The 23,642-nt window shown below is 38.5% G+C and carries 25 protein-coding genes and 1 tRNA gene; 6 read left to right on the top strand and 20 right to left on the bottom strand.

Going from position 1 to position 23,642, the window contains the following annotated elements:
• Nucleotides 1-178 precede the first annotated feature (178 nt).
• The 5 genes from nth to secG form a co-directional block, all read right to left on the bottom strand.
• Nucleotides 179-844: an endonuclease III gene (gene nth, locus WDA22_06145; protein MFA5833040.1), complete on the bottom strand. Its 666-nt coding sequence runs from the start codon at nucleotides 842-844 to the stop codon at nucleotides 179-181.
• Nucleotides 841-1,719 (bottom strand): hypothetical protein, encoded by an 879-nt coding sequence (locus WDA22_06140; protein MFA5833039.1) that lies wholly within the window; start codon nucleotides 1,717-1,719, stop codon nucleotides 841-843. The genes nth and WDA22_06140 overlap by 4 nt, the downstream gene beginning before the upstream one ends.
• Nucleotides 1,720-1,862: 143 nt before the next feature.
• Nucleotides 1,863-1,935: transfer RNA gene (locus WDA22_06135), tRNA-Lys, on the bottom strand.
• Between the two features lie 37 nt (nucleotides 1,936-1,972).
• On the bottom strand, nucleotides 1,973-3,205 hold the full coding sequence (locus WDA22_06130) for a hypothetical protein (protein ID MFA5833038.1): 1,233 nt from the start codon (nucleotides 3,203-3,205) through the stop codon (nucleotides 1,973-1,975).
• 68 nt (nucleotides 3,206-3,273) lie between these two features.
• The gene (gene secG, locus WDA22_06125) at nucleotides 3,274-3,606 is read right to left on the bottom strand and encodes a preprotein translocase subunit SecG (GenBank protein ID MFA5833037.1); all 333 of its coding nucleotides are present in this window, start codon (nucleotides 3,604-3,606) and stop codon (nucleotides 3,274-3,276) included.
• A 261-nt stretch (nucleotides 3,607-3,867) separates the two neighbouring features.
• On the opposite strand from secG, the gene WDA22_06120 reads away from it, so the two are divergent.
• From WDA22_06120 to WDA22_06100, 5 genes are all read left to right on the top strand, one after another.
• Nucleotides 3,868-4,032 (top strand): hypothetical protein, encoded by a 165-nt coding sequence (locus WDA22_06120; protein MFA5833036.1) that lies wholly within the window; start codon nucleotides 3,868-3,870, stop codon nucleotides 4,030-4,032.
• A gap of 16 nt (nucleotides 4,033-4,048) precedes the next feature.
• Entirely contained in the window at nucleotides 4,049-4,918 is an 870-nt protein-coding gene (locus tag WDA22_06115) for a metallophosphoesterase (GenBank protein MFA5833035.1), read from the top strand.
• A gap of 88 nt (nucleotides 4,919-5,006) precedes the next feature.
• On the top strand, nucleotides 5,007-5,576 hold the full coding sequence (locus WDA22_06110) for a thymidine kinase (GenBank protein MFA5833034.1): 570 nt from the start codon (nucleotides 5,007-5,009) through the stop codon (nucleotides 5,574-5,576).
• 59 nt (nucleotides 5,577-5,635) lie between these two features.
• Nucleotides 5,636-6,958 (top strand): nucleoside transporter C-terminal domain-containing protein, encoded by a 1,323-nt coding sequence (locus WDA22_06105; protein ID MFA5833033.1) that lies wholly within the window; start codon nucleotides 5,636-5,638, stop codon nucleotides 6,956-6,958.
• A gap of 20 nt (nucleotides 6,959-6,978) precedes the next feature.
• A complete protein-coding gene (locus WDA22_06100) occupies nucleotides 6,979-7,839 on the top strand; it encodes a purine-nucleoside phosphorylase (GenBank protein MFA5833032.1) in 861 nt (286 codons plus the stop codon).
• Nucleotides 7,840-7,870: 31 nt separating this feature from the next.
• Here WDA22_06100 and WDA22_06095 read toward each other — a convergent pair whose 3' ends face one another.
• From WDA22_06095 to WDA22_06085, 3 genes are read right to left on the bottom strand one after another with little or no spacing between them, the layout of a single operon-like run.
• Nucleotides 7,871-8,287: a DUF420 domain-containing protein gene (locus WDA22_06095; protein MFA5833031.1), complete on the bottom strand. Its 417-nt coding sequence runs from the start codon at nucleotides 8,285-8,287 to the stop codon at nucleotides 7,871-7,873.
• A 7-nt stretch (nucleotides 8,288-8,294) separates the two neighbouring features.
• Nucleotides 8,295-9,221 (bottom strand): heme o synthase, encoded by a 927-nt coding sequence (gene cyoE / locus WDA22_06090; protein ID MFA5833030.1) that lies wholly within the window; start codon nucleotides 9,219-9,221, stop codon nucleotides 8,295-8,297.
• 10 nt (nucleotides 9,222-9,231) lie between these two features.
• A complete protein-coding gene (locus WDA22_06085; GenBank protein MFA5833029.1) occupies nucleotides 9,232-10,227 on the bottom strand; it encodes a COX15/CtaA family protein in 996 nt (331 codons plus the stop codon).
• Between the two features lie 131 nt (nucleotides 10,228-10,358).
• Here WDA22_06085 and WDA22_06080 point away from each other — a divergent pair, with 131 nt between their 5' ends.
• Nucleotides 10,359-13,082 carry a M28 family peptidase gene (locus tag WDA22_06080; protein MFA5833028.1) on the top strand — a complete coding sequence of 908 codons (2,724 nt, stop codon included), beginning with the start codon at nucleotides 10,359-10,361 and terminating at the stop codon, nucleotides 13,080-13,082.
• Nucleotides 13,083-13,154: 72 nt separating this feature from the next.
• Here WDA22_06080 and WDA22_06075 read toward each other — a convergent pair whose 3' ends face one another.
• From WDA22_06075 to WDA22_06020, 12 genes are all read right to left on the bottom strand, one after another.
• Nucleotides 13,155-13,631: a hemerythrin domain-containing protein gene (locus WDA22_06075; GenBank protein ID MFA5833027.1), complete on the bottom strand. Its 477-nt coding sequence runs from the start codon at nucleotides 13,629-13,631 to the stop codon at nucleotides 13,155-13,157.
• A 5-nt stretch (nucleotides 13,632-13,636) separates the two neighbouring features.
• Nucleotides 13,637-13,933 (bottom strand): hypothetical protein, encoded by a 297-nt coding sequence (locus WDA22_06070; GenBank protein ID MFA5833026.1) that lies wholly within the window; start codon nucleotides 13,931-13,933, stop codon nucleotides 13,637-13,639.
• Nucleotides 13,934-13,953: 20 nt separating this feature from the next.
• A complete protein-coding gene (locus tag WDA22_06065; protein ID MFA5833025.1) occupies nucleotides 13,954-14,655 on the bottom strand; it encodes a Yip1 family protein in 702 nt (233 codons plus the stop codon).
• An 88-nt stretch (nucleotides 14,656-14,743) separates the two neighbouring features.
• The gene (locus WDA22_06060; protein ID MFA5833024.1) at nucleotides 14,744-16,114 is read right to left on the bottom strand and encodes a tryptophanase; all 1,371 of its coding nucleotides are present in this window, start codon (nucleotides 16,112-16,114) and stop codon (nucleotides 14,744-14,746) included.
• Between the two features lie 27 nt (nucleotides 16,115-16,141).
• Nucleotides 16,142-16,663 (bottom strand): adenine phosphoribosyltransferase, encoded by a 522-nt coding sequence (locus WDA22_06055; protein MFA5833023.1) that lies wholly within the window; start codon nucleotides 16,661-16,663, stop codon nucleotides 16,142-16,144.
• 117 nt (nucleotides 16,664-16,780) lie between these two features.
• Complete coding sequence (locus WDA22_06050; protein ID MFA5833022.1) at nucleotides 16,781-18,907, bottom strand: glutamine synthetase III; 2,127 nt, start codon at nucleotides 18,905-18,907, stop codon at nucleotides 16,781-16,783.
• Between the two features lie 10 nt (nucleotides 18,908-18,917).
• Nucleotides 18,918-19,391, bottom strand: coding sequence for an Lrp/AsnC family transcriptional regulator (locus WDA22_06045; protein ID MFA5833021.1), 474 nt, complete (start codon nucleotides 19,389-19,391; stop codon nucleotides 18,918-18,920).
• A gap of 147 nt (nucleotides 19,392-19,538) precedes the next feature.
• Nucleotides 19,539-20,711, bottom strand: a complete 1,173-nt coding sequence (gene nagA / locus WDA22_06040) for an N-acetylglucosamine-6-phosphate deacetylase (protein MFA5833020.1) — start codon at nucleotides 20,709-20,711, stop codon at nucleotides 19,539-19,541.
• A 6-nt stretch (nucleotides 20,712-20,717) separates the two neighbouring features.
• Complete coding sequence (gene rpe, locus WDA22_06035; protein MFA5833019.1) at nucleotides 20,718-21,383, bottom strand: ribulose-phosphate 3-epimerase; 666 nt, start codon at nucleotides 21,381-21,383, stop codon at nucleotides 20,718-20,720.
• Nucleotides 21,384-21,388: 5 nt separating this feature from the next.
• Nucleotides 21,389-22,177, bottom strand: a complete 789-nt coding sequence (locus WDA22_06030) for a PASTA domain-containing protein (GenBank protein ID MFA5833018.1) — start codon at nucleotides 22,175-22,177, stop codon at nucleotides 21,389-21,391.
• Complete coding sequence (locus tag WDA22_06025; protein MFA5833017.1) at nucleotides 22,174-22,767, bottom strand: riboflavin synthase; 594 nt, start codon at nucleotides 22,765-22,767, stop codon at nucleotides 22,174-22,176. The genes WDA22_06030 and WDA22_06025 overlap by 4 nt, the downstream gene beginning before the upstream one ends.
• Nucleotides 22,768-22,770: 3 nt before the next feature.
• Nucleotides 22,771-23,613, bottom strand: coding sequence for a serine hydrolase (locus WDA22_06020; protein MFA5833016.1), 843 nt, complete (start codon nucleotides 23,611-23,613; stop codon nucleotides 22,771-22,773).
• Nucleotides 23,614-23,642 lie beyond the last annotated feature (29 nt).

The raw sequence follows: 23,642 nt of genomic DNA, 5'->3' as shown, positions 1-23,642 counted from the left end.
AGCAAAGCAAAGATTGAAATTGTGAAATTGAATTATTTTTACTACAAAGAAGATAACTTTCTCCGTTTTTATTTTGCGAAAGAACAAGAACCTATAATGCAGATTAGATTGTACGATTGTAAAATATATTTTAACACATTGAATCTTTGAAGGAATTATTAAAAATAATAGGAGAGTACTATTTTAGTGAAGATGAAGGACAGAATTGAGAAAAAGGACATTGAACGCATAATGGTTTTCGAGCAGAACAAATTTTTCTTCCATGCAGGATTAAGGAATGAGAAAAATGGAACCATTTTTTCTTTTGAACGAGCGGCATTAAATCTTTTTCTATCTTAACGGCATCCTGTTCCTTTGTGAGTCCCAGTCTGTTTGAAAGCCGAATGACATGTGTATCTACAACGAGCCCTTCAATTTTTCCAAATGCTTCACCAAGAACAACATTGGCGGTCTTCCTCCCTACTCCTGGAAGCTGAAACAGTTCTTCCATCGTCTCCGGAACAATTCCATTGTGGTCTTCCAATAATGCTTTCGCACAACCAATAATATTTTTTGCCTTATTGTGGTAAAATCCTGTGGAATGGATTAATGATTCCAATTCTTTGATGTCTGCGGTTGCGAATTCTTTGGGAGTAGAAAAGCGGGTAAACAATTGCGGTGTGACAATATTTACTCTGGCATCCGTGCATTGCGCGGAAAGAATGACGGCAACCAATAATTGGAAAGGATTTGCGTACTGTAAAGCGACTTGATTGTTTGGATATTCTGCGAAAAGAATTTTGGCAATAACAGATACGCGATCCCGTTTTTCCTCTTCAGATTCTTTATTGTGTCGCTTCTTCACGGTATTTGTTCAAGAACGATCAACGACCCATGATTCGTAATAGCATTTTCTAATTCATCATGATCACCGACAAGCGAAAGGATTACGGAACCCAGCGGATGTTTATTGACATTGAGTCCAAATCTGATTTGATAGGTTGCTCCGACAGAGCTATGCAGCAATTGTTTTGTCAATGAAAAATGATTGATCCCAAATTGATCCAGCAAAATAGGCAGCCGTTGGTTTAGAAGCGCTACAAGTGAATCGTCCTGATAAGCAATATCAATCACAATAAGATTTTTTTCCGGTGACTTTTCTTGATCAATGGAAATCATATTTGCATTGATCGATCCATTTACAATGGAAAGGAGTTGTTGTGAAGAAAAATCATCAAGTGTCGATTTTAAGGATTGTACAGTTGAAAATCCGTCAAATAAAAATAACGAGAGGGCGACTTCACCAGAATTCTTTCCAAACGAACACCCAGCATCCGCAAGCATTGTCCGGCCATTTTTTAAAAGACGTTTCACCACACCGACGAGTTGACGTTGCAAAGGAACTTCCTGCGGTTCTAACACTTTCCACAGAGTATGTTCAACAGTCGAAAGTATTGGTGCTGCATCAAGTTGCTGGACAGTATTCTCTATACTGTCCTGAATTAAGCGAATAATCTCATCAGTGTCAGATTTTAACGGTGTGGAAAGAAAATGCGATAGTCCTCCTCGAAGAATTGTCCCATTCTTTTGAATGGATTCAGCTTTCTTGCGTTGAAATTCGGTCGCCCTTGTTTGCAGGCTTGTGGGTACAAAATTTTTATATTGATCAAAAGGGTTTTCTCCCGATTTAATCACCGATGAGTTCTGTTGAAGAATTACAAAATACGAGTATTTTTTCATACAATATTAAAACGGTTATTTGCGAAAGTACGTTCTACTATATAAAGAAATTTAATCAAAAATAAAGACTTGAAGGAGTCTTTTTTTTATTTGGGGGAGATTCTGCTAAAAAAAAAGTCCGATTGAACATCGGACTTTTGTAGTGCACCTACCAGGACTCGAACCTGGAACCCACTGATTAAGAGTCAGTTGCTCTACCAATTGAGCCATAGGTGCAAAGCGTTCTATAAATATAAAAAAGAGTCAGCTCTTTTCAAAATTGAAATTCAAATATCAAATTCAATTGTTCATAATCTTCATAGACAAGTTGAGTTGAAAATGTATCCGATCCTTGTAACCGAATACCAGCGTTCACAACAAAAGCATTCCCTTTTGAATTTCTAAACTCTTTGTCAAAAATAGTATTCATTTCTACTACAAATCCCAAATGGTTTTTAAATTGCTCATACAATGGAAATGTTGTCACACCGGCAGATATTTTTCTTTTGTCACCATAGAACGAGATTGTTGAATAGGAATACTCGGGGATAGTGATGTTTCCTGCGATAAAAAAAGAATATTTAGATCGCTTAAATTTATATCCGCTGTCTGCGATGAGTGCAACGGCTTGAACTGCACCAAGCGCAAGAGATGTTTTTGAAAACTCCCCCACTCTTGGCAGAACCTGGATTTTGGCAAATGCTTCTTGTTGTGCAAGTTTCTTTTGTCGGAAAATAGCATTCGCGGAGAATTCAAACATTGCTGCCCGGACTGCATACATTACTCCGCTTAATTGAAACGGAGAAAGTCCCCCTTTTACCATAATCGAACTTTCTTTATTTGAAATCTCTCCGTTACGGAATGAAATGACTTTTTCAGGAGGAGCACTTTTCAAGAATTCACCGAACATCTTTTTGTGTAACTCCGCTTCTTGATCTTTCTGCTGCTGACGCTTTTTTTCTATACTTAATTGTTCTTGCTTCGTTCGCAAATCCTCCTTATGACGTTCTTCTTCAAATTGATTTTTCGCTTTTTGTGTTCTCAGTTCCTCCTGTCGTTTCTCTTCTTCCATCTTGTTACGCACCTTCATCAATACAATTTCCCGTTCAATCTGAAACTGAATTAACGAATCGTATTGAGATATTCGGTACTGGATCAAACTAAAATGTGTTGTTGATGACGAGTCATGGTATCGTTCAGTGATGGAAATCCCTTTGAGACTGACATCGGAGATCATTTCAGTGGACAGTTTCGTTCTATCGGAAAATTCTTTTCCTTCTTCGGATACTTCGCTTTGAAAAAGACTTTTCACTTTTACTTCGACATTGCGTGCAAATTCAATAAATGCACGCGTATCTGCTTCGTCGGATGATTGTTGAGATACTCCTATTCCGTAGTAGAATCCGGAACCGATGGAATTTTTTTGTGTATTTGTCCATTCAGGTTTTTGTTGTGCAGCCGTAAATAATGTTCCAACAACAATTACAGACAAAATTCTCAGTATCATACTCCCCCATAAAGAAAAAGCCCATAGTACTGTCTATGGGCTTCAAAAACTTTTACGATTTCAACATATCAGGGATTTGCTTGTTGCGGTTGAGTTTGTGTCGGAATCTGCGGTGCCGGAACAGTTGTTGACTGTCCGCTTTGAATAACGCTTTCCTGAGTTTTTCCTTTACCCGGTAAAAAGAACAAGTTGACCAAAAGTGCAAGAACGATAAATGTTGTTGCTAGATAGGTTGTGGATTTGGAGAGAAAATCTGATGCACGACGAACGCCGAATACACTTCCGATATTTCCGCCTCCCATACCTGCGGCAAGTCCGCCCCCTTTGCTGTTTTGCATAAGGATAACGATGATCATAAGGACTGCAATAATGATTTCAATGAGAACTAAAGTGGTGTACATTGTGTTCCTAATTAATAGTAAGTATGTTTTAAGAATTTATTGTAACAAAATTAACCAAAAAGAGTAGAAAAATCAAGATAAAGTATTTTTAATGTTTAAACTATATACAATATTATTTCTTTTCTCAGGCCAAACATATCTTTTTGTTCGCCTTCGGAAGTATATCAGTAATCAAAATATTTTTCCAACATGGTCACAGAAACTATTGATTGCAGTATTTCTGGTGTTTAATATCCCACTTCTCTTTTTGTATTTTTATATATGGAATCTTTCTCAATTCTCCCCTATAGTGTTAACCTTGCTTACTCCATTTTTCATCTGGCATTTATCAACTCTTTTTATTTTTATGGTATTGGGATCGGCAGCATTAATAATGTTACCCTTCAAAGTATCAATGAAAATAGTCACAGTCCATCCAACCGTTAAATTTAAGGTTAATCGCATGAAAGAATCAACTCGATTCAAACAATTTGATGTTTCACGTCGATCGTTTTTACAAAAAGGTGTTATCGGACTTTCGGCATATTCATTTGTCGGAGCAACAGCCGGTGCAGTTTCCAGTGGAGAATATGAAATTATTCATAAGACAATCACGATCTCAAATTTGCCGGAAGAATTTAAAGGTTTTACGATCGGTATGATGAGCGACATTCATTCGAGTATTTTTATGAATAAGGAAGATATGGATGAATATGTGAGGGCAATGAACGAGTTAGAAACGGATTTAATCGTTGTTACCGGCGATTTTGTTAACAGCAAAACGGAAGAAGTATATCCGTTTACCGAAGCATTTTCAAATCTGAAAGCGCAATATGGCATTTACGGCTGCTTAGGAAATCATGATTATTTTGCAAAAGATGTAGAACTTGTTGCCAAAGAAGTAGATGATTGCGGTATTAAATTGTTACGGAATGACGCTGTTCAGATTCAAAAAGGGAACTCTTATTTTAACCTTGTTGGTGTGGATGACATTGGACGAAATGTAGATCCGAATGATTATATGAATAAGGCTCTTGCATTTGCAAAAAATGATCGGCCAAAAATTATGTTGTGCCACAAACCGTACTACTTCCACAATGCAAAAAATCTCGGTGTTGACTTGACATTGAGCGGACACACGCATGGTGGCCAGATTGTCTTTGGAACCATTGATCAAACGCCAATTTCACTTGCGTCATTAGCTTCCAAATATATATCCGGACTCTATTCGTTGGATCAATCCAATTTATATGTAAATAATGGAATCGGTTTTACAGGAATCCCCATAAGAATAAATTGTCCTGCGGAATTAACAGTTATCACTCTAGCGTAACCGTTTTTTCTCTTTGAAATTAGAACGTGTTTTCTCTATATTCTTTCCGTAGTTCACTGAAAGAAATCATTAAACGCGTTCTTTTTTTATGGAAGTCACTCAACAGCAAGCCCCTCAAAATGTCGGCTGGATTGAAGTTGTTGCCGGTTGTATGTTCAGCGGAAAAACGGAAGAATTAATTCGTCGTCTCCGCAGAGCGCAAATTGCTCGACAAAAAGTCCTCATCTTTAAACCTCGCATCGATAATCGATATTCTGCTAGCCAGATCGTTTCGCATAATACACAATCCCTAGAATCAATTGTCATAGACAAAGCCGAAGAGATACTTTCATTAGCAAAAGATGCTCAAGTTGTTGGTATTGATGAAGTGCAATTCTTTGACATGTCTATTGTTGGTATTTGCAATAAACTTGCGGACGAAGGAAAACGTGTAATTATTGCCGGATTGGATCAAGATTATCGCGGAGTCCCTTTTGAACCGATGCCCCAGTTGCTTTCCGTAGCCGAATACATCACTAAGACACTTGCTATCTGCGTCGTGTGTGGAAATCCGGCGGATAGAACTCAACGAAAAATTGCCAGCGCCGATCGTGTTGTTGTTGGAGCGGCAGATTCGTACGAAGCACGCTGCAGAAAATGTCATTACATCCCGGATTGATGCACGCATTAAAATATCATGTTGTTTCCATCTCACATTCTTAACAAATAAGGAATACTATGGACATTCTTTCCATTCTACATGGATTCTTCGGGTTAGCAGTTGTTATAGGAATCGCGTTTGTTTTCTCTAACAATAAAAGGAAAGTTAATTGGCGATTGGTTGCGACAGGTGTTGCTCTACAATTCCTTTTTGCTTTTATCGTGATCAAAACAGAGATTGGAAAATCTGTATTTCGTGCAATCAGTACCGGATTTGTTAAACTTTTAGATTTCACCACCGAAGGCGCTACGTTTGTCTTTGGTTCGCTTGCCATTGGTCCTGCTGCTCCCGGCACGATGGGATTCTTTTTTGCATTTCAAGTACTACCGACAATCATATTCTTCGCGGCGTTGATGTCTGTGTTTTATTATCTTGGCATTATGCAAAGAATTGTTCAAGGCATAGCATGGTTTATGGCAAAAGTTCTCGGAACGAGCGGTGCTGAATCGCTTTCCGTAGCGGCAAGTGTTTTCATTGGACAAACAGAAGCACCTCTTACCGTAAAACCATACATTTCCACCATGACAAAATCAGAACTGCTGACGATGATGATTGGTGGCATGGCGCATATTTCCGGCGGTGTTATGGCGGCATATGTGCAGATGCTTGGTGTTGCTTTTGCAAAAGCGAATGGTTGGCAATTAGGAACAGCGCAGGTTCAATTTGCAGGACATTTACTTGCTGCCAGTGTTATGTCTGCTCCCGCCACTATGATCATTGCAAAAGTCCTGATTCCGGAAGTGGAAGAACCATTGACTAAAGGAAGTGTAAAAATTGAAATTGAAAAAACACATTCCAATCTTATTGAAGCAGCGGCCGGCGGAGCATCCGACGGTGTAAAACTTGCCATTAATGTTGCGGCTATGCTTATTGCGTTTGTGGCGCTTATCGCACTGCTTAATTCGCTGCTTGGCTGGACCGGTGAAGTAACAGGACTGAACACCATTTTGATGCAGCAGTTTAATCGCCCACTTTCTTTAGAATTAGCATTCGGACTTGTTCTCCAATTTGTCGCATTTGCTATTGGTGTTCCTTGGCAAGATGCGCTGAATGTTGGAAGTTTAATGGGAATTAAAACAGTCTTGAACGAATTTGTTGCTTACTCAAAACTTGCAGATATGATTTCGGCACACATGTTATCTCAAAAAGCAATTACGATTGCAACATATGCACTGTGCGGATTTGCAAATTTTTCTTCCATAGCAATTCAAATTGGAGGCATTTCCCCACTAGCAGAAAACAGACGCTCCGATATTGCTAAATTCGGTCTACGAGCACTACTTGGTGGAACAATTGCAACCCTTATGACGGCAACAATTGCCGGAATATTGATAGGTTAATTTTTTCATAAAGCCATCTAATGTACGATGGCTTTATTCTCTATACTCAAATGGACAATACGTTATTAAGCGAATCAATTTCTTACCTTAAGAAACAAGTATCAACAGTTCCTAAGATTGCTGTTGTTTTAGGTTCCGGCCTTGGTGATTTTGCCCAACAGATTAAACATCCGACTTCCATTCCAACTGCGGACATTCCTCATTATCCAGTCTCTACAGTTCAAGGACATGCTGGTAAAATTATTTTTGGAACACTAGAAAAAGAAGGAAAACAATCGGCGCAACTTATTGTTTTTCAAGGGCGTGTGCATTTATACGAAAGCAATGATGTAAGAAAGGTAACATACCCAATTCGAACTGCCTCAGCATTAGGCGCAGAAAAAGTGATCATCACCAATGCTGCCGGTGGCATTAATCGTTTGTTTGATGCAGGAACACTCATGTTCATTCGAGATTATATCAATCTCACTGGTGAAAATCCATTGATTGGTTCATCAGATCTGAATAGCATATTGCATAAACGAACTACTCCGCCAATGGACCCAGAAATCCTTGAACAAGCAAAATCTATTGCCTTGAATAATGGTATTGTTACTAAGGTTGGTGTGTACTGTTGGACGAAAGGACCAACATACGAAACTGCGTCAGAAATTCGAATGATGGCATCTATGGGTGCTGATGCTGTGGGAATGTCAACAGTACCAGAAATTATGGTGGCTCATCAATTTGGGATGAAAATTCTTGGCATATCGTGTATTACCAACATGGCTACCGGAATCTCTCCAACCAAGCTATCACATGCTGAAGTAACCGAAACAGCAAACAGAGTGAAGAATGATTTTGAAAAACTAGTGAGCGAAATTATTTTTGGGATTAGTTAAGACGAAAGACTACAGAAAGATACCCTTCATCTTAGAATATTTGATATAACATCAAATAAACAATTACCCCCGTTACGGAAACATACAACCAGACGACGAATGTTTTTTTCGAAATCTTTGTGTGAAGATCAAACTTTCCTTTTAATCCACGATACAATGTTACAATGGCCATTGGCGGGACAACTGCAGCAAGTACGATATGCGAAATAAGAATGGTGAAATAGAATGGACGACTCCATCCTTCCCCTTGAAATGGAACAGATCCTACCTTTGCATGATACGTAAGATAGCTAATTAAGAAAAGACCGGAGGTTATAAAAGCGGCAATCATAAATTTTTTATGTTGCTCTCTTCTCCCCGCTTTAATATGTCGGTATCCAATAACAAGAAACACAAAACTGATGAAATTTAGGATGGCGTTCACAGTTGAAAGATCTTCGAATTTCATAATGAAGTTACTGAATTTTAAAGATGATCATTGCAGAAAAGATGATCGGCAAATAGAATAATGATGAAAAGAATAGCATGCGAGCCGCAGAACTTGAAGTCTCCGAACCTACTGATCGGGAAAATTTCCAACCGAAAAACAAAAATGCCAATCCAATAGCCAGGGCAATGGGTACATATTCTAACGAAACAAGTCCGACAAATGCCGGTGATAAACCAATGAATACAAGAATCGCCTGATGTAGCAAAATATGGTTTGCAACTTTTTTCCCTTTGGTATCTAGACTTGTTAACAACCGAAATCCTGCTTTTGCATAATCATTTCTATATAGCCATCCAATCGAATAAAAATGAGGCATCTGCCAGTAAAATAAGATGGCAAAAAGAGTTAACGATTGATATGAAAGTGAATTTTGGATAGCTGCCCAACCAATTAATGTCGGAAGGGCTCCAGGTATTGCTCCAATAATTGTTGAGAGTGTGGAGATTCGCTTGAGGGGTGTATAGAGAAATAGGTACGTAACAAGAGTCGACAGAGCCAAAAATGATGTCAGCCAATTTACAAAGAACAGCACAACGGCTCCAGCTAAGGAGGCGATCGATCCAAATAGAAATGCCTCAATGGGAGAGATTCTTTCATCAGGAACTGGTCTTTTTTCGGTCCGTTTCATTCGTGAATCGTATTCATGTTCTAAAAATTGGTTTAATGCTCCTGAACCGCCTCCCACAAGTAATGTTCCTAAGGCAAGCAAAGGAAATACCAATAATTGGGATTCATCCGGTTTTTGGATCGCCAAATATGCAGAGCAGAGCGAGGTAAAAACTGAAAGCAACGTTAACTCTGGTTTCATAAGAAGCCAAAGGTCTCCAAGAAATTGAGGAAGTGTGCGTTCTTCCTTTTTGCTATCTGTCATGCTAACGGATTTTTTTTCCATGGTACCGTTACTATTTATGTAGCCAGCGTAACCGGGCAATTTTTAATGAAATTAAAACACATGTTACAAGAACAAGTGCACCAATAACAACATGCAATGATGTAATGATAAATTCTTTTCGAGATAAAACTGTTAGGATACCAAGCGTAAATTGAATCAAAATACTGCCCAAAAGTAATGTCCCTAATCTTCGAAGTTGGTTTGGAAGTGCATTCGATTTCTGAAGTATATATCCCAATAAACTGACAACACCAGCAACAATAAATGCCCAATATCGGTGAATCAAGTGAACAACAATCTGATATGACTCAACTGGTTTATCTCCTGTCCATTTAATGCCATCTCTAATTAATTCCTGATTATACGCCTCTACTGATCCTTGGGATAATGTTGGGAATACTTGTCCATATGCTAAAGGAAAGTCAGGAATTGATAAACCCGAATACGTATGCCTGAGCAAAGCACCAAAACCTAATTGCAAAAAAACTACAGCGACTGCGATATAAGAAATTGTTTGCATTGATTGTGTGCGTTTAAAATCAATATTCTGCTCTTCTTCTTTCCACCATTTTGAAGTGAATAATGCGATTGATGATACTGCACAAAAAAAAGTTTGAGCTAACATTCCGTGCGCAATAGAAATAGGTGTTGGAAGAAGAAAGAGAACAGTAAGTCCTCCTAAAATTCCTTGAAAGATTACTGCACCAAGTGCATAATACGTCAACCATTTCACCCACTTACGGTCTTCCTTTATTGTCACCCAAACGGTGAGAATAACTGTAAGAAAACCAACAAAGGATGCAAAGAGTCGGTGTCCATGTTCATATTTAATTCCTCCAACCCATTTGTCAATTGGAAATGTAAACATGTTTTCACCGTATGTTGTAGGCCAGTCCGGAACGGAAAGTCCTGAACCGGTACTGGTAACAAGTCCGCCAAGAAAAATTAAAACGAATGTACTGACTGCGGTCAATACGGAAAAGCGATGTAAAGATTTATTGTACATAGTTCTGTCTAAATGTTAACGAACATTTAAATATAAGAATTTTTCATAGTGAATAACAGACAATCCTTGCATCCGCCATTAGATATCGGTAAATTTATGCGCATGTTTTATGACTATTTGAAGGAGTACCAATGAAACAAATGATGTTGTTCCTGCTCTCTACCTTGCTAGTATTTTCACAATCGGAAAGACATTTTGCAAAAATTAAACAGATCACTTTTGGCGGATCGAATGCAGAAGCGTATTTTTCCTCCGATGGGAAACAATTGATTTATCAAGCAACAAAAGATCATTTCAAATGCGATCAGATATTTACCATGAATATCGATGGAACAAATAACACACTTGTTAGCACCGGTGACGGTAGAACTACTTGCGGGTATTTCTTTCCTGATGGAAAAATTCTGTATGCGTCAACGCATGATGACGATGACGATTGCCCTCCTACTCCTGATCGTTCCAAAGGATATGTTTGGGGAGTGTTTAATGCATACGACATTTATAGTGCCAATGCCGATGGGTCAAAACCAAAAAAACTTGCCGCCACCAAAGGATACGATGCTGAAGCCACCGTCTCATCTGATGGAAAGCAAGTGGTATTTACATCTTCTCGAGATGGTGATTTAGAATTATATATAATGAATTCTGACGGTTCAAATGTCCGTCGCTTAACAAATGACAAAGGATATGATGGAGGCGCATTTTTCTCGCCGGATGGGAAAATGATTGTTTACCGTGCTCACCATCCTGTGGACTCGGTGGACATAAAGGAAGGCGAAAATCTTTTGAAGGAACAACTCGTAAAACCGACAAAGATGGAACTCTTTGTCATCAATTCAGACGGAACCGGAAAAAGGCAAATTACAAATAACGGTGCGGCTAATTTTGCTCCCTACTTTACTCCTGACGGTAATAAAATTATTTTTGCAAGCAATGTAAATGATCCTGCAGGGTATGATTTTGATCTTTTTCTTATCGACGTTGATGGAAAACATATAGAACAAGTAACATTTTCGAAAGGATTTGACGGATTTCCAATGTTCAGTCCCGATGGAAAAAAATTGGTCTTTGTATCCAGCAGAAATGCAACATCTCGCCATGAGTTCAACATTTTCATTGCAGATTGGACTGAGGATCCAACAATATCAAATTTGAAAAAGCATATTGAATTTTTAACTTCCGATGCGCTTGAAGGAAGAAGCACAGGTGAGAAAGGAAACGATCTTGCTGCAGAATATATTGCAGAGCAGTTTAAGAATATTGGACTTCTTCCTTCGGGTGATCAAGGAACATATCTCCAATCATTTGATGTAGTAAAATCGTTAGAAGTCGGTGCGAATAATTCTCTTGCCTCAACAATTGCAAAAAAGAAACCGACTACATACATCGTCAAATCTGATTTCACACCAATTGGATTTTCAGCAAATGCTTCTGTATCCGGTAAAGTGGTTTTTGTTGGTTATGGTATGACCGTTGACTCAACCTACGATGACTACAAAGGAATTGATGTCAAAGATAAAATAGTGATCGCTATGCGATATGCACCGGACGGCGATAACCCCCACTCAAAGTATACAAAACAATCTTCGCTGAGATATAAAGCAATGCAAGCACGTGAAAAGGGGGCAAAAGCATTGTTGCTGGTGACGAGTACTGCAGACGATTCAACGGATGGAATAATGAAATTGAAATATGATAATTCATTTAGCGATGCAGGAATTCCGGTATTGTCAGTCACACGAAAGGTTGTGAATAATTGGCTGAAACAGAATAAATTGAATATCGATTCATTACGAAGCAAAATTGTAAAAACAAACTCTCCTGCATCGGTTGAAGTAAAGAATTTATCTATTAAACTCTCAACCGAAATCATCCAACGAAAAAAGAAGACACAAAATGTTGTTGGTCTTTTAAAAATTAATGAAGCAAATGAATACCTTGTGATTGGTGCGCATTATGATCATCTCGGTTATGGCGGTCAAGGTTCAGGTTCCCTGGCCCCGGATAAAAATGAGATCCATAATGGCGCTGATGATAATGCATCCGGAACTTCGACGGTCATCGAACTTGCTCGTCGATTATCTGAATATAAAAATGTGTTAAAACGAAATGTTCTTGTGATGGCATATTCCGGCGAGGAAATGGGATTACTAGGCTCAGCGTATTACACAAAACATCCTAGCTTTCCTCTTGTGGATGCAGTTACCATGATGAACTTTGATATGGTTGGTAGACTAAAGGAAAATATGTTAACGGTTCAAGGGATCGGAACTTCGACGAATTGGGAATCGCTTACGAAAAAACATAATGCAGATTCATCCTTTACATTGAAATATGTAAAAGATGGTTTTGGACCAAGCGATCATTCATCATTTTATTCACAAAATATTCCTGTGCTTTTCTTCTTCACAGGACTTCATGACGATTACCACAAGCCTTCTGATGATGCAGACAAGATTAACATTCAAGGAATGAACGACATCGTTTCCTATGCTGCCAAACTTGCTGTTGAAATTGATACAACATCAGTTCGCCCGGACTATATAAAGACACAATCCCAGGAGCAAAGTGGCGGGCGGCAAGGATTCCGTATATTTGTAGGGACAATTCCTGATTACTCGGAAGATGCTAATGGCATGATGCTTGCAGGAGTTCGAGATAACAGTCCTGCCTCAAAAGCCGGAATGCAGAAAGGCGATGTGCTAATTAAGTTTGGAAAACATGAAATAAAAAATGTTTATGATTATACGTATGCCTTGCAGGAGTATAAGCCGGGTGATATTATTGAAGTGACGTTTGTCCGAAATAAAACTGAAACAATTACGGCTACAATGACTCTTGAAAAACGAAATTGAGATTCATGGATATGGTAGTAATAAAAAAGGACGCCGATGCGTCCTTTTTTTTATAATTATGTTCTTAAACCATTAAATCAGCTTTTTAGCAATCTCTCGAACTTCTTCTTTTGTGCAGAACCGTTGAATCATCGGAAATAGGATGTGATTCTCTTTATGAATATGATTTACCATCAATTGAACGATCTCTTCTGCCGATTCACACAATTCTTCCCTTGATGTTTTATCATCATGATTTTCTTTGAGTGCTTTAATGCTGTAATTAAGTTTCTTATAGATCCTGGCCATCTTTGCATGGTCTTCCCGAAGTACAGAAGTGGGACCATCAACATACCGTTCTACAACAGGAAACAATGCATCTTCCTCATGTTTATTATGAACACGAACTTCTTCGTCTACATACTCAACTGCTTTTAATAACGATTTAAACGATTTTTCAGAATACCCTTTTTTCTTCAAATCGGTTGCATTTTTTTTAAGTTGATGCAGTTTCGTTAAAGCTTCTTCGTGTTCTTTCATCAACAACGCTATCGGATCGCGAGATGCCATGATGCTTATTTCGTTTCCATATAGGTTGTGTACTTTGTTTTGCTATCAATAAAATCCTGAAGTTGTGCTGTCAGCTCATCTGCTGTTTGGTCATCGCTTTCTTCAAATTTTTTATAAGCAACTTCAGAATGTGCCATGAAAATCTCTGCAAATGAATTCTGCTTTCCGCGTTGTTCATAGACTGAATACGAAACAAATTGATTTGTTGCATAATGGGTTTTCAATTTTTCCACTGCAGACAAATAATCGGTCCGCTTTGCTTCTTTCACGTCGTATTGAACGGTGAGAATAACTTTTCCCATCGAAATTAGCTTCCTTTACGTTAAATGTTAAATGATGAATAAATGTATACACTTACTGTTGAGACTGCCCCAACAACAATCAGGGTCAATATAAAACTTGTTACAAATCGTATTCGATGCGCCATCGAAATGCCAAAGGAGGCCAGCACCATACTCCACAACACCGTAAGACCATCCAATCCTAACAAGACAATGGTGACCATAGGTTTCACTTCATAAGCACTTGGATTGGTGGAGAACATTAACAATCCAAGCGAACCAAATTCCAACGGCAAAACAAACATTATCGAAAACATTATCGGAACAAGAGACCAACCAATTACACCATATGTCTCTTTTAATGTTCCCTTCCCTTGTAAAATTCGTGCACTAATGTGAAATGTTCCTATCAGCAAACAGACTAATGGAATGCTGATCATAATACCGAGAACTATTCCATAGAGTAAAAGTGGGAATAAATTATCAAACGAATTTCCCGATTTGTTTGCCCACATCAATGTGAAGATTGTCCCAATTCCAAGAAATAAACTAAGTAAGAGGACAAAATTTTTGTGTTCCGCTATGATAATTTTTTTAAATGCTTCGGATGGCGATTCAATCATCATCCAGATCATTGCAAAAAAATCTAGATTGGGAACTCGATCCTGTACAAAACTGCTGCACGATTCACATTTGATTGCAAAATCATCGTTGGAATGTCGGCATACAGGACAAACTATCATATAATGATAAAAATACGAATAAAAGCACGGGCTTGCAATGAAAATTGCGAGAAATCTTCATGAAAGAAGAGGAAAAGCAGCATGTTCATTACAGTGGCTTGAACTGTGCAGTAAAATGTCGCAGTTGTGGCGCTTCATAGGTGATCGTATATCCGCGAAGATTTTTTCGATTTGCATATAGCTCAACTGCACACTCAATAACATAATCCATATGACTCTGTGTATAGACACGGCGCGGAATTGCCAACCGGACTAGTTCCATTGCGGGCGAAACAACCTTCCCCTGTTCATCATACGTTCCGAACATAACGCTTCCAATCTCAACGGATCGAATGCCTCCAATCAAGTATAACTCGCAGACAACAGATTGTCCCGGATATTCATACGGAGGTATCTGTGGTAAAAATTGTTTTGCGTCAATATAAATGGCGTGACCACCCGGTGGCAGAAGTATTGGAATTCCGATCTCTGTTAATTTATTGCCGAGATACTCAACGGAACGTAATCGATATGTAAGGTAATGTTCATCCAGAACTTCTTCTAAGCCTTGCGCAATCGCTTCAAGATCGCGTCCAGCTAATCCTCCGTATGTAGGAAATCCTTCTGTCACGATCAATAAGTTTCTTGCAAGCAATGCCAGAGAGTCATCATTCATTGCCAAGAAACCACCCATGTTGACGATCGCATCTTTCTTAGCACTCATTGTCACACCATCGGCATACGAAAACATTTCTTGTGCAATCTCTTTTGGGGATTTATGTTCATACCCCTTCTCTCTTTTTTTAATGAAAAAAGCATTTTCTGCAAATCGACAGGCATCAATGAATAATGGTATTCCATATTTATTCAAGAGTGCTTTTGTTTCTCGTATGTTTTGCATTGAGACAGGTTGGCCGCCGCCGGAATTATTGGTGACAGTAATAAAACAAACAGGAATATGTTCTGCGCCGGTTTTTTGAATAAATTGTTCAAGTGCTGCAACATTCATATTTCCCTTAAACGGAGCAATAACATCCGGTCGTTTCCCCTCTTCAGTTTGAAAATCGACTGCTACTGCACCGCTGAACTCAACATTAGCTCGTGTAGTATCAAAATGTGTATTATTGGGGACAAACTTCCCTTTGCCACCAATAATCGAAAAAAGAATTTTTTCGGCTGCACGTCCCTGATGCGTTGGAATGATATTTTTTAAACCGGTAAGATCACGAACCGCTTTCTCAAATCGAAAGAAACTTTTTGCTCCGGCGTACGATTCATCTCCTTCCATCATTCCCGCCCATTGTTTTGCGCTCATGGCCGATGTTCCGCTGTCAGTCAACAGATCGATCAACACATCATCGGCACGAATCAGGAAAGGATTGTAAAACGCTTTTTCCAATATCGCCTTTCGTTCATCTACTGTGGTGAATCGAATTGGTTCAATGGATTTTATTTTAAATGGTTCGATAATAGTTTTCATGCGTATAGTATTTTTTACAAACGTTTGTTATTCAGCATCATAACTCACCAATGAATGGATGTCAAAGCCGGATAATTTATTTCGTGGTTGAAGAAATGCCAGCTCAATCAGAAATGATAAGCCGACAATATTACCGCCCAATTGTTTTACCATTTTGCATGCCGCCTGCATTGTTCCGCCGGTTGCCAAAACATCGTCATGCAAAATCACACGTTCACCAGGTGTGATTGCATCTTTATGCATTTCTATTGTATCTGTTCCGTATTCCAACTGGTACTCTTGCCGAATTTTTTCAGCGGGAAGTTTGCCTGGTTTTCGAATCGGAACGAATCCAACACCCAGCCGATAAGCCAATGCCGTTCCAATAATAAATCCGCGTGATTCAATTCCAATAACTTTTGAGATTTTTTTGTTCTTATAGTATTCATAGAAGGAATTGACACAATATTGCAGTGCTTCAGCGTTTTTCAAGACCGTTGTGATGTCTTTGAACATTATTCCCTGTTTAGGAAAATCGGGTATTGTTCTGATAATGGATTCAAGTTTCATAGAGTGCTCCTTATTTACGCCGTGAAAAAATATCAAATTCAATCTGAAGAAGCAATTTAAAATAAAAATCCCCGAAAGGTACTTCGGGGATTCGCCTTCAAGATATAATTCGGAATTCTACAAACCGACGATCATATCTGAATATTTTGGAACTGGCCAGAGGTCATTTGCAACGATCACTTCTAGAGAATCGACAATTAACCGTACGGCTTCAGTCTGTTTACGAACAGCCAGGTACGCTGCACCTTTCTTTTTAATATCTTCTACCTTTTGAGCGGAGCCCAACGACTTCTCAAGTGTTGCAACTTCGGAATAAAGAGCGGATACTAATTTCGAGAGATCTTTAATTACCACGGAAATTGTTTTTGCACCTTTGTCTCCACGACCGAGTGTTGATTTTAATCCTTCTACGGCCTGAGAGAGTTCTGTGATGTATGTTGTGGCAGCAGAGAAATAGAGCGTTGTTGCCATGCTTTTTGCAACTTGTGCTTCAATCTCAACCTGTTTGATATAATTTTCAATATCAATATGATAGATAGCTTCTATCTCTCGTTCATTATAGACTTTGTATTTCGTAAAGAGATGTTCTGCTTCTTTAGTGAGATATGATGCTAGCGCTTCCGGCGAAGACTTCATGTTTGGCAAACCGCGTTTTGCAGCTTCTTTATGCCAAGCTTCCGAATACCCATCGCCGCTGAACAACACTTTTTTCGATTCAGATATAGCTTTTCGCAGGACTTCTACCACGGCAATATTGAAATCTTTTCCGCCCGCAACTGCTTTTTCGATCAACAAGCGGATGTCATCAAGTGACTCAGCCATTGCAGTATTCAATACAGTGATTGGTGTGGAAGGTGACTGACTTGAACCTACAGCTCTAAATTCAAATTTATTTCCAGTGAACGCAAACGGTGAAGTTCTGTTCCGATCAGTATTATCTTTCGGAATCTCTGGGATTTTGTCAATGCCGATATTGATCCATGCTTGATCTGAGTCCGTAGTTACTTTCCCTTTTTCAAGATCATCCAGAACTCTCGTCAGCAATTCTCCAAGGAATACAGAAATAATTGCCGGAGGTGCTTCGTTTGCACCTAGTCTGTGATCGTTATGTGCCGTAGCAATCGATGCACGCAACAATTTGGAATGTTTATAAACAGCTTTAATGGTGGAGACTAAAAAAACCAAAAACTGTAAATTTGACTGCGGAGTTTTACCGGGATTTAAAAGATTTTCCCCTTTATCCGTAGCAAGTGCCCAATTACTATGTTTACCGCTTCCATTAACGGCGGCAAATGGTTTTTCATGAAGCAGAACAGCAAGGTTGTGTCGTTGTGCAATCCGTTCCATGAGATCCATCAAAATCTGATTATGATCTATTGCGACGTTGACATCCTCAAATATCGGAGCCACTTCAAATTGATTCGGAGCCACTTCATTATGACGTGTCTTCAACGGAATACCTAATTTGTAGGATTCCTCTTCGATTTCCGTCATGAATGCAAATGCCCGTTCAGGAATATTGCCAAAATATTGATCTTCGAGCTGCTGATGTTTTGCAGGATTTTTTCCAAACAATGTTCTGCCGGTCTGTTGTAAATCAGGACGAGCATTGTAGTATTCTCGATCGATTAAAAAATATTCCTGTTCAACACCAAGAGTCGAAAATACCTTGGTTGCCGAATTGTTGAAATGTTTCAGCATGCGCATTGCTGATTGGTTTAAAGCATCGATAGATCGCAGTAATGGAGCTTTTTTATCGAGTGTCTCTCCCGTATAGGAAATAAACACTGTCGGAATACACAGTGTGTTTCCGTGCGGGTATTCCATGACGAATACTGGACTAGTCGGATCCCAAATGGTATATCCACGAGCTTCAAACGTTGCTCGAATTCCGCCTGAAGGAAACGATGATGCATCCGGTTCACCCTGGATCAATTGTTTTCCGGTAAACGCTTCAATAATTTTTCCGCTGTCACTGTAATCAATGAACGAATCATGTTTTTCAGCGGTAAATCCGGTGAGAGGCTGGAACCAGTGTGTGTAATGTGTACATCCTTTCGCAATTGACCAATCTTTCATAGCAATCGCTACGATATTTGCTGTATCGCGATCAAGTTTTTCACTTTTATTGATAACATTGAGAATTTTCTCGTATGCATTCTTCGGAAGCATTTGTTGCATTTTGGCAAGGTCAAATATGTTCTCACCAAAATATGTCGAAACTGGTTTTGCCGGTTTACTCATAACGTTCCCTTTATTTTGATTTATTAATTTTAAGTTTGTTAGTTTCTTTCATTGTTGACAAAACAATACTCGTAGTCGTGTTCACAATTCCGGACCATGCTTGAATTTTTGAAAGTAGCTTTTCCAAGCTGGAGGTATTTTCCGTTCTGATTTTAATTAAATGAGTGCCTGTTCCTGTCACCGAATGGATTTCTAAAATTTCATCGGTCGATTTAGCATGATCAATAAATGAATTATAATGTTTTGAAGAATCCACCGTAATGGTTATAAATGCAGTAATGTCCTTCCCTACTTTTTTAGGATCAACATAGGTTGTATACCCGGTGATGATTCCATTTTCTTCCAATTTTTTCATCCTCTCGCTGACAGAGGGTATGCTGAGTTCAACGGCCTGCGCAAGATCGTTGCGACGGGTTCTGCCGTTTTTTTGAAGGATATCGAGTATTGTAATGTCGATATCATCTAGTTGATGCAATGAATTCACAGTATCACCTTATTAATTTAGGTATATAACCATTTACACTTAGAATATAAGGTTATATTCAAATAATGTCAAACAGTTATTTAAAATTAAAAAATCCAATCTCAACAGATTGGATTTGTCATGCTCTCAACGGTAAATCATTTAGGGTTAGTTCAATAGTAACCCTTTTTGATATTTTATTTGTCCTTCGTAAATAGTTGCATGGACAACAAAATCATCATCCATAACGACAAGGTCAGCATCTTTACCAACAGCCAGAATTCCTTTTTCGTGTTCCAATCCAAGTACTTTTGCTCCATTTAATGAAGCCATTCGTACTGCATCCGTAAGTGGTACTCCTACCATACGCACCATATTGCGAATGGCTTCTTCCATCGTAAGAGTACTTCCTGCCAGTGTTCCATTTTCTAAAAACGCTCGTTTATTTTTTACAATAATTTTTTGATCCATAAAATGATATTCACCATCCGGCATTCCACACGCTCTAATTGCATCTGTCACCAAAATGATTCCACCGCTCCCTTTGATGTTATGCAAGAGCTTCATCACAATCGGATCGACGTGAATGCCGTCTGCAATTAATTCTACTTTTAATTCGTTACGGAGTAATGCGGCTACCATAATTCCTGGTTCTCGATGATGAAACGGGCGCATTGCATTGAACATATGTGTAACGTGTGCCGCGCCATTGTCGATCGCTTTTTCAATGTCATCATACAACGCAAGAGTATGTCCAATAGAAGGAACAACGCCCTGGCTTGCTGCTGCTCGGATCACGTCAATATTTCCGGGAAGTTCAGGAGCAATTGTCATGAGCTTTATAGAACCGCGTGCAGATGAATTTAATTCATTCCACATGTCAACATTCGGTTCCCATAAGTACTCAATTTTATGTGCGCCTTTAATCTCCGGATTTATGAACGGACCCTCCATATGGATTCCCCATATATTCGAGTCTTTGTGCTGTTCAGCGTATGTTGCAATTCTATCGACATCTTTTTTTAGGAGATCGATTTTTTTGCTAAACAATGACGCCAACATTCCGGTTGTTCCATGAGAAAAAAAGAAATCTGAAACAGTTTTTATTGATTCATCGCTATCATCAGCGAATCCTTTTCCCCCGCCACCATGAACAAGAAGATCAATAAATCCTGGAGTTACTGTTTTTCCATTGAGATCATAAACAGGAATATCAGAGGAGAGGTTAACATCACCAACCTTTCCCATATTGGTGATTTTCTTATCTGTAATAACTATCGTACCGTTATTTACAATTCTAAACGGTGTAACGATTTTAATATTTTTAAGAGCATACTTCATATATTTTTATTTAATGTACGAATTAAGGATGGTAAAATTCGATTCAATATCTGCGGACCCAAAAACAGCATTTCCAGCAACAAGATAATGTGCTCCGGCATCGATGACGCTTTTAATAGTTTTTAAATCGAGTCCCCCATCTACTTCAATGATGGTTTTTAACTTTTGTTCTGCAATCATTGCCGCAAGTGATTTTATCTTAGTCAGAGAGGATTCAATGAATTTTTGTCCGCCAAATCCCGGATTGACTGACATGATCAATATCAAATCTGTATACGGTAATATTTCTTGAATAGTGGACAACGACGTTGACGGATTTAAGCTGACGCCTGCCTTCATGCCTAATTCTTTTATTTTCGTAATTGTTCTATGAAGATGTGTACATGCTTCAACGTGGACAGTAAGAATATCAGCCCCTGCCTCCTTAAAATGTTCCAAGTATTGATCCGGTCGTTCAATCATTAAATGAGTATCAAGAGTAAGCGAGGAAATTGAATTGATAGTTTTCACTACATTCGGGCCGAAACTTATATTCGGCACAAAATGTCCGTCCATGATATCGAGATGCAGAATTTTCGCTCCAGCGGATTCTACACGTTTTAGATCACTTTCAAGATGGGCAAAGTTTGCCGAGAGTACAGAAGGGAGAATAGCTAATTCATGTGTTTGCATAGTTATTAATCACGATTCGGTTTTGCGTTCGATTTATCCGGAGTTTGGGAAATGAAAAGATCCACATCTTTTTGAGTTGTGACAACTTCATTTTCTCTTGGCAGTTGGTCAATTACAGTGTTTGGCAATAATTCATCATTAATTTGAAAGGTAATATTGCCTGCTCTAAGTCCCTTTTCTTTTAAGATTTTTTGGGCTTCAGTAAATGTCTTTCCAATCAATGAAGGAATATAAATACTATCGATAGATTCTCCAGCACTGACGATTACACTAATATATGTGTTCTTTTTTACTTTACTTCCGGCAGGGATATCCTGTGTGATAATCGTTCCTTCAGGTAATTCTATCGATACTTGATATTGAATTGCACCTTGCTTCAACGCCGCTCTGTCCAATGCAAATTTTGAATCACGAATAGATCTTCCTCTGAGCGATGGAACGATCACATCTTGTTCTCCTCCAGAAATTGTAAGATATACTCTTCTCCCTGTCTTTACCACTTGATCAGGAGCAGGATTTTGCAGAATGACATATCCTTCTGGATAGGACGGATCTTGGCGTATCTCGCCTCTTCGTGGTTCAAGATGAAGAGAGTCAAGAATTCGTTTTGCTTGTTCCTCTTTCACACCCACAACTTTGGGAACCGTGAGTGTGCCACCTTTATTCACATAATACGGCATCACAAAAGTATCAATAAGGAATAATGCGACAATAAAGAGGCCCAGTGTCCAAAAGAAAGGGCGAATTGTTTTCGATGTTATAATTTTTACAAATGCGTTTTTTGAATTTATCATGAAGTATAATGTACTAAACTCTCGAGATATTTGCCGATGATATCAAATTCTAAATTTACTTTTGTACCTTTGACATATTGATGGAAGATGGTGTGTTGGTATGTATATGGTATAATTGCAACAATAAGCTCCTCTCGCTCCAGTTTAGCGACTGTTAAACTCGTACCATCAACGGTAATGGATCCGACTGTGATAAGATATTTTCGATACTTTTTTGGAAATGAAATAGAATACATCCAACTTGTTTTTAGAACAACTATTTTTTTAATAGTACCAGTATAATCAATATGTCCCTGAACTAAGTGGCCTCCCAATCGGTCGTGAAGTTTTACAGAACGTTCCAGGTTAACCTCACTATTTATATTTAACTTCCCAAGATTCGTTTTCGAAAGTGTTTCTTTTATTGCCTGAATAGTAAATGAAGTTTTGGATCGTCGAACCACCGTTAGACAAACACCATTAACACAAATACTATTATCAATGCGAAGATCAGAAAGTACTTTTCGCGCGGTGATGGTAAATTCAATTCCATCACCAAATTTCTTAATGGAACGAATCGTTCCAATTTCTTCTATTATTCCTGTAAACATAATTTATTGAACCATAAAATTAAAAATTTCTTCGGAAACCCTTGAAAGAATTTCTATACCATCACTATTTGATTTTAAGTCTTTTGACAACAAAACCAATACATAAGATCTACCATCTGGTAAATATACAATTCCGGAATCATGTTGAACATTTGTAATTGATCCGGTTTTATGAGCAACTTTCACTGTCTGTGGAAGCTTAGCAGGAATCATCGTGTTGAATTTTTGTGCGAGTAAAATATCCAACATTGAGTTACATGCTTCAACTGAGACGCATTGTTTTTTTGCAATACGTTCGAACATGATTGAAAGATCGAATGCCGTAGTTGTGTTATTTTTCCCTGCTTGGAATGCTTTAGTATCTTCTACTCCTCGAAGGACTTTCATATCATTGAGATTCAATTCTTTCATCGTATTCATAATATTGTCAGGCCCTACGATGCCAATCAGAATATTTGTTGCAAGATTACTGCTGACGGTAATCATCTTAAACACAAGATTATATATTGACTCTTTTTGTCCAAGGCGTTTATATAAACCGTCATCACTATCATCAGTTAATTCTAACGAATAGGCGCTGCTATCAATAATACTTTTGAATGAGTTTGAGACAACGATTGAGTCATCCAATCGCAATTTCTTATGATGAGCCTGCTTGAACACTTCTATCATTACAGGAGTTTTCATAGTACTAGCTGCATGAAAATATTTATGTTCATTAATATAGAAGCTTTTGTTTGAGCCCAAATCCTTAAATGCAATAGCGAAAGTACCTTGATGAGTTGAAATCAGCGATTCAATTTTGGCTTTAAGTATTGCTACATCTTTTGAGGGCTGGCCAGTCATATGTGAACAGAGAAGAACGAACGATAAAA

The organism is Bacteroidota bacterium, from assembly GCA_041658205.1.
GTDB lineage: Bacteria > Bacteroidota > Ignavibacteria > UBA10030 > UBA8401 > UBA8401.
This window is presented reverse-complemented; position numbering and strand designations above follow the sequence as displayed.

Bases quoted from the DNA above. Each gene is read 5' to 3' on its own strand.
- WDA22_06140 (MFA5833039.1), bottom strand. From the start codon at position 1,719: ATGAAAAAATACTCGTATTTTGTAATTCTTCAACAGAACTCATCGGTG.
- WDA22_06130 (MFA5833038.1), bottom strand. From the start codon at position 3,205: ATGATACTGAGAATTTTGTCTGTAATTGTTGTTGGAACATTATTTACG.
- secG (MFA5833037.1), bottom strand. From the start codon at position 3,606: ATGTACACCACTTTAGTTCTCATTGAAATCATTATTGCAGTCCTTATG.
- WDA22_06120 (MFA5833036.1), top strand. From the start codon at position 3,868: ATGGAATCTTTCTCAATTCTCCCCTATAGTGTTAACCTTGCTTACTCC.
- WDA22_06115 (MFA5833035.1), top strand. From the start codon at position 4,049: ATGAAAGAATCAACTCGATTCAAACAATTTGATGTTTCACGTCGATCG.
- WDA22_06110 (MFA5833034.1), top strand. From the start codon at position 5,007: ATGGAAGTCACTCAACAGCAAGCCCCTCAAAATGTCGGCTGGATTGAA.
- WDA22_06105 (MFA5833033.1), top strand. From the start codon at position 5,636: ATGGACATTCTTTCCATTCTACATGGATTCTTCGGGTTAGCAGTTGTT.
- WDA22_06100 (MFA5833032.1), top strand. From the start codon at position 6,979: ATGTACGATGGCTTTATTCTCTATACTCAAATGGACAATACGTTATTA.
- WDA22_06095 (MFA5833031.1), bottom strand. From the start codon at position 8,287: ATGAAATTCGAAGATCTTTCAACTGTGAACGCCATCCTAAATTTCATC.
- cyoE (MFA5833030.1), bottom strand. From the start codon at position 9,221: ATGGAAAAAAAATCCGTTAGCATGACAGATAGCAAAAAGGAAGAACGC.
- WDA22_06085 (MFA5833029.1), bottom strand. From the start codon at position 10,227: ATGTACAATAAATCTTTACATCGCTTTTCCGTATTGACCGCAGTCAGT.
- WDA22_06080 (MFA5833028.1), top strand. From the start codon at position 10,359: ATGAAACAAATGATGTTGTTCCTGCTCTCTACCTTGCTAGTATTTTCA.
- WDA22_06075 (MFA5833027.1), bottom strand. From the start codon at position 13,631: ATGGCATCTCGCGATCCGATAGCGTTGTTGATGAAAGAACACGAAGAA.
- WDA22_06070 (MFA5833026.1), bottom strand. From the start codon at position 13,933: ATGGGAAAAGTTATTCTCACCGTTCAATACGACGTGAAAGAAGCAAAG.
- WDA22_06065 (MFA5833025.1), bottom strand. From the start codon at position 14,655: ATGATAGTTTGTCCTGTATGCCGACATTCCAACGATGATTTTGCAATC.
- WDA22_06060 (MFA5833024.1), bottom strand. From the start codon at position 16,114: ATGAAAACTATTATCGAACCATTTAAAATAAAATCCATTGAACCAATT.
- WDA22_06055 (MFA5833023.1), bottom strand. From the start codon at position 16,663: ATGAAACTTGAATCCATTATCAGAACAATACCCGATTTTCCTAAACAG.
- WDA22_06050 (MFA5833022.1), bottom strand. From the start codon at position 18,907: ATGAGTAAACCGGCAAAACCAGTTTCGACATATTTTGGTGAGAACATA.
- nagA (MFA5833020.1), bottom strand. From the start codon at position 20,711: ATGAAGTATGCTCTTAAAAATATTAAAATCGTTACACCGTTTAGAATT.
- rpe (MFA5833019.1), bottom strand. From the start codon at position 21,383: ATGCAAACACATGAATTAGCTATTCTCCCTTCTGTACTCTCGGCAAAC.
- WDA22_06030 (MFA5833018.1), bottom strand. From the start codon at position 22,177: ATGATAAATTCAAAAAACGCATTTGTAAAAATTATAACATCGAAAACA.
- WDA22_06025 (MFA5833017.1), bottom strand. From the start codon at position 22,767: ATGTTTACAGGAATAATAGAAGAAATTGGAACGATTCGTTCCATTAAG.
- WDA22_06020 (MFA5833016.1), bottom strand. From the start codon at position 23,613: ATGACTGGCCAGCCCTCAAAAGATGTAGCAATACTTAAAGCCAAAATT.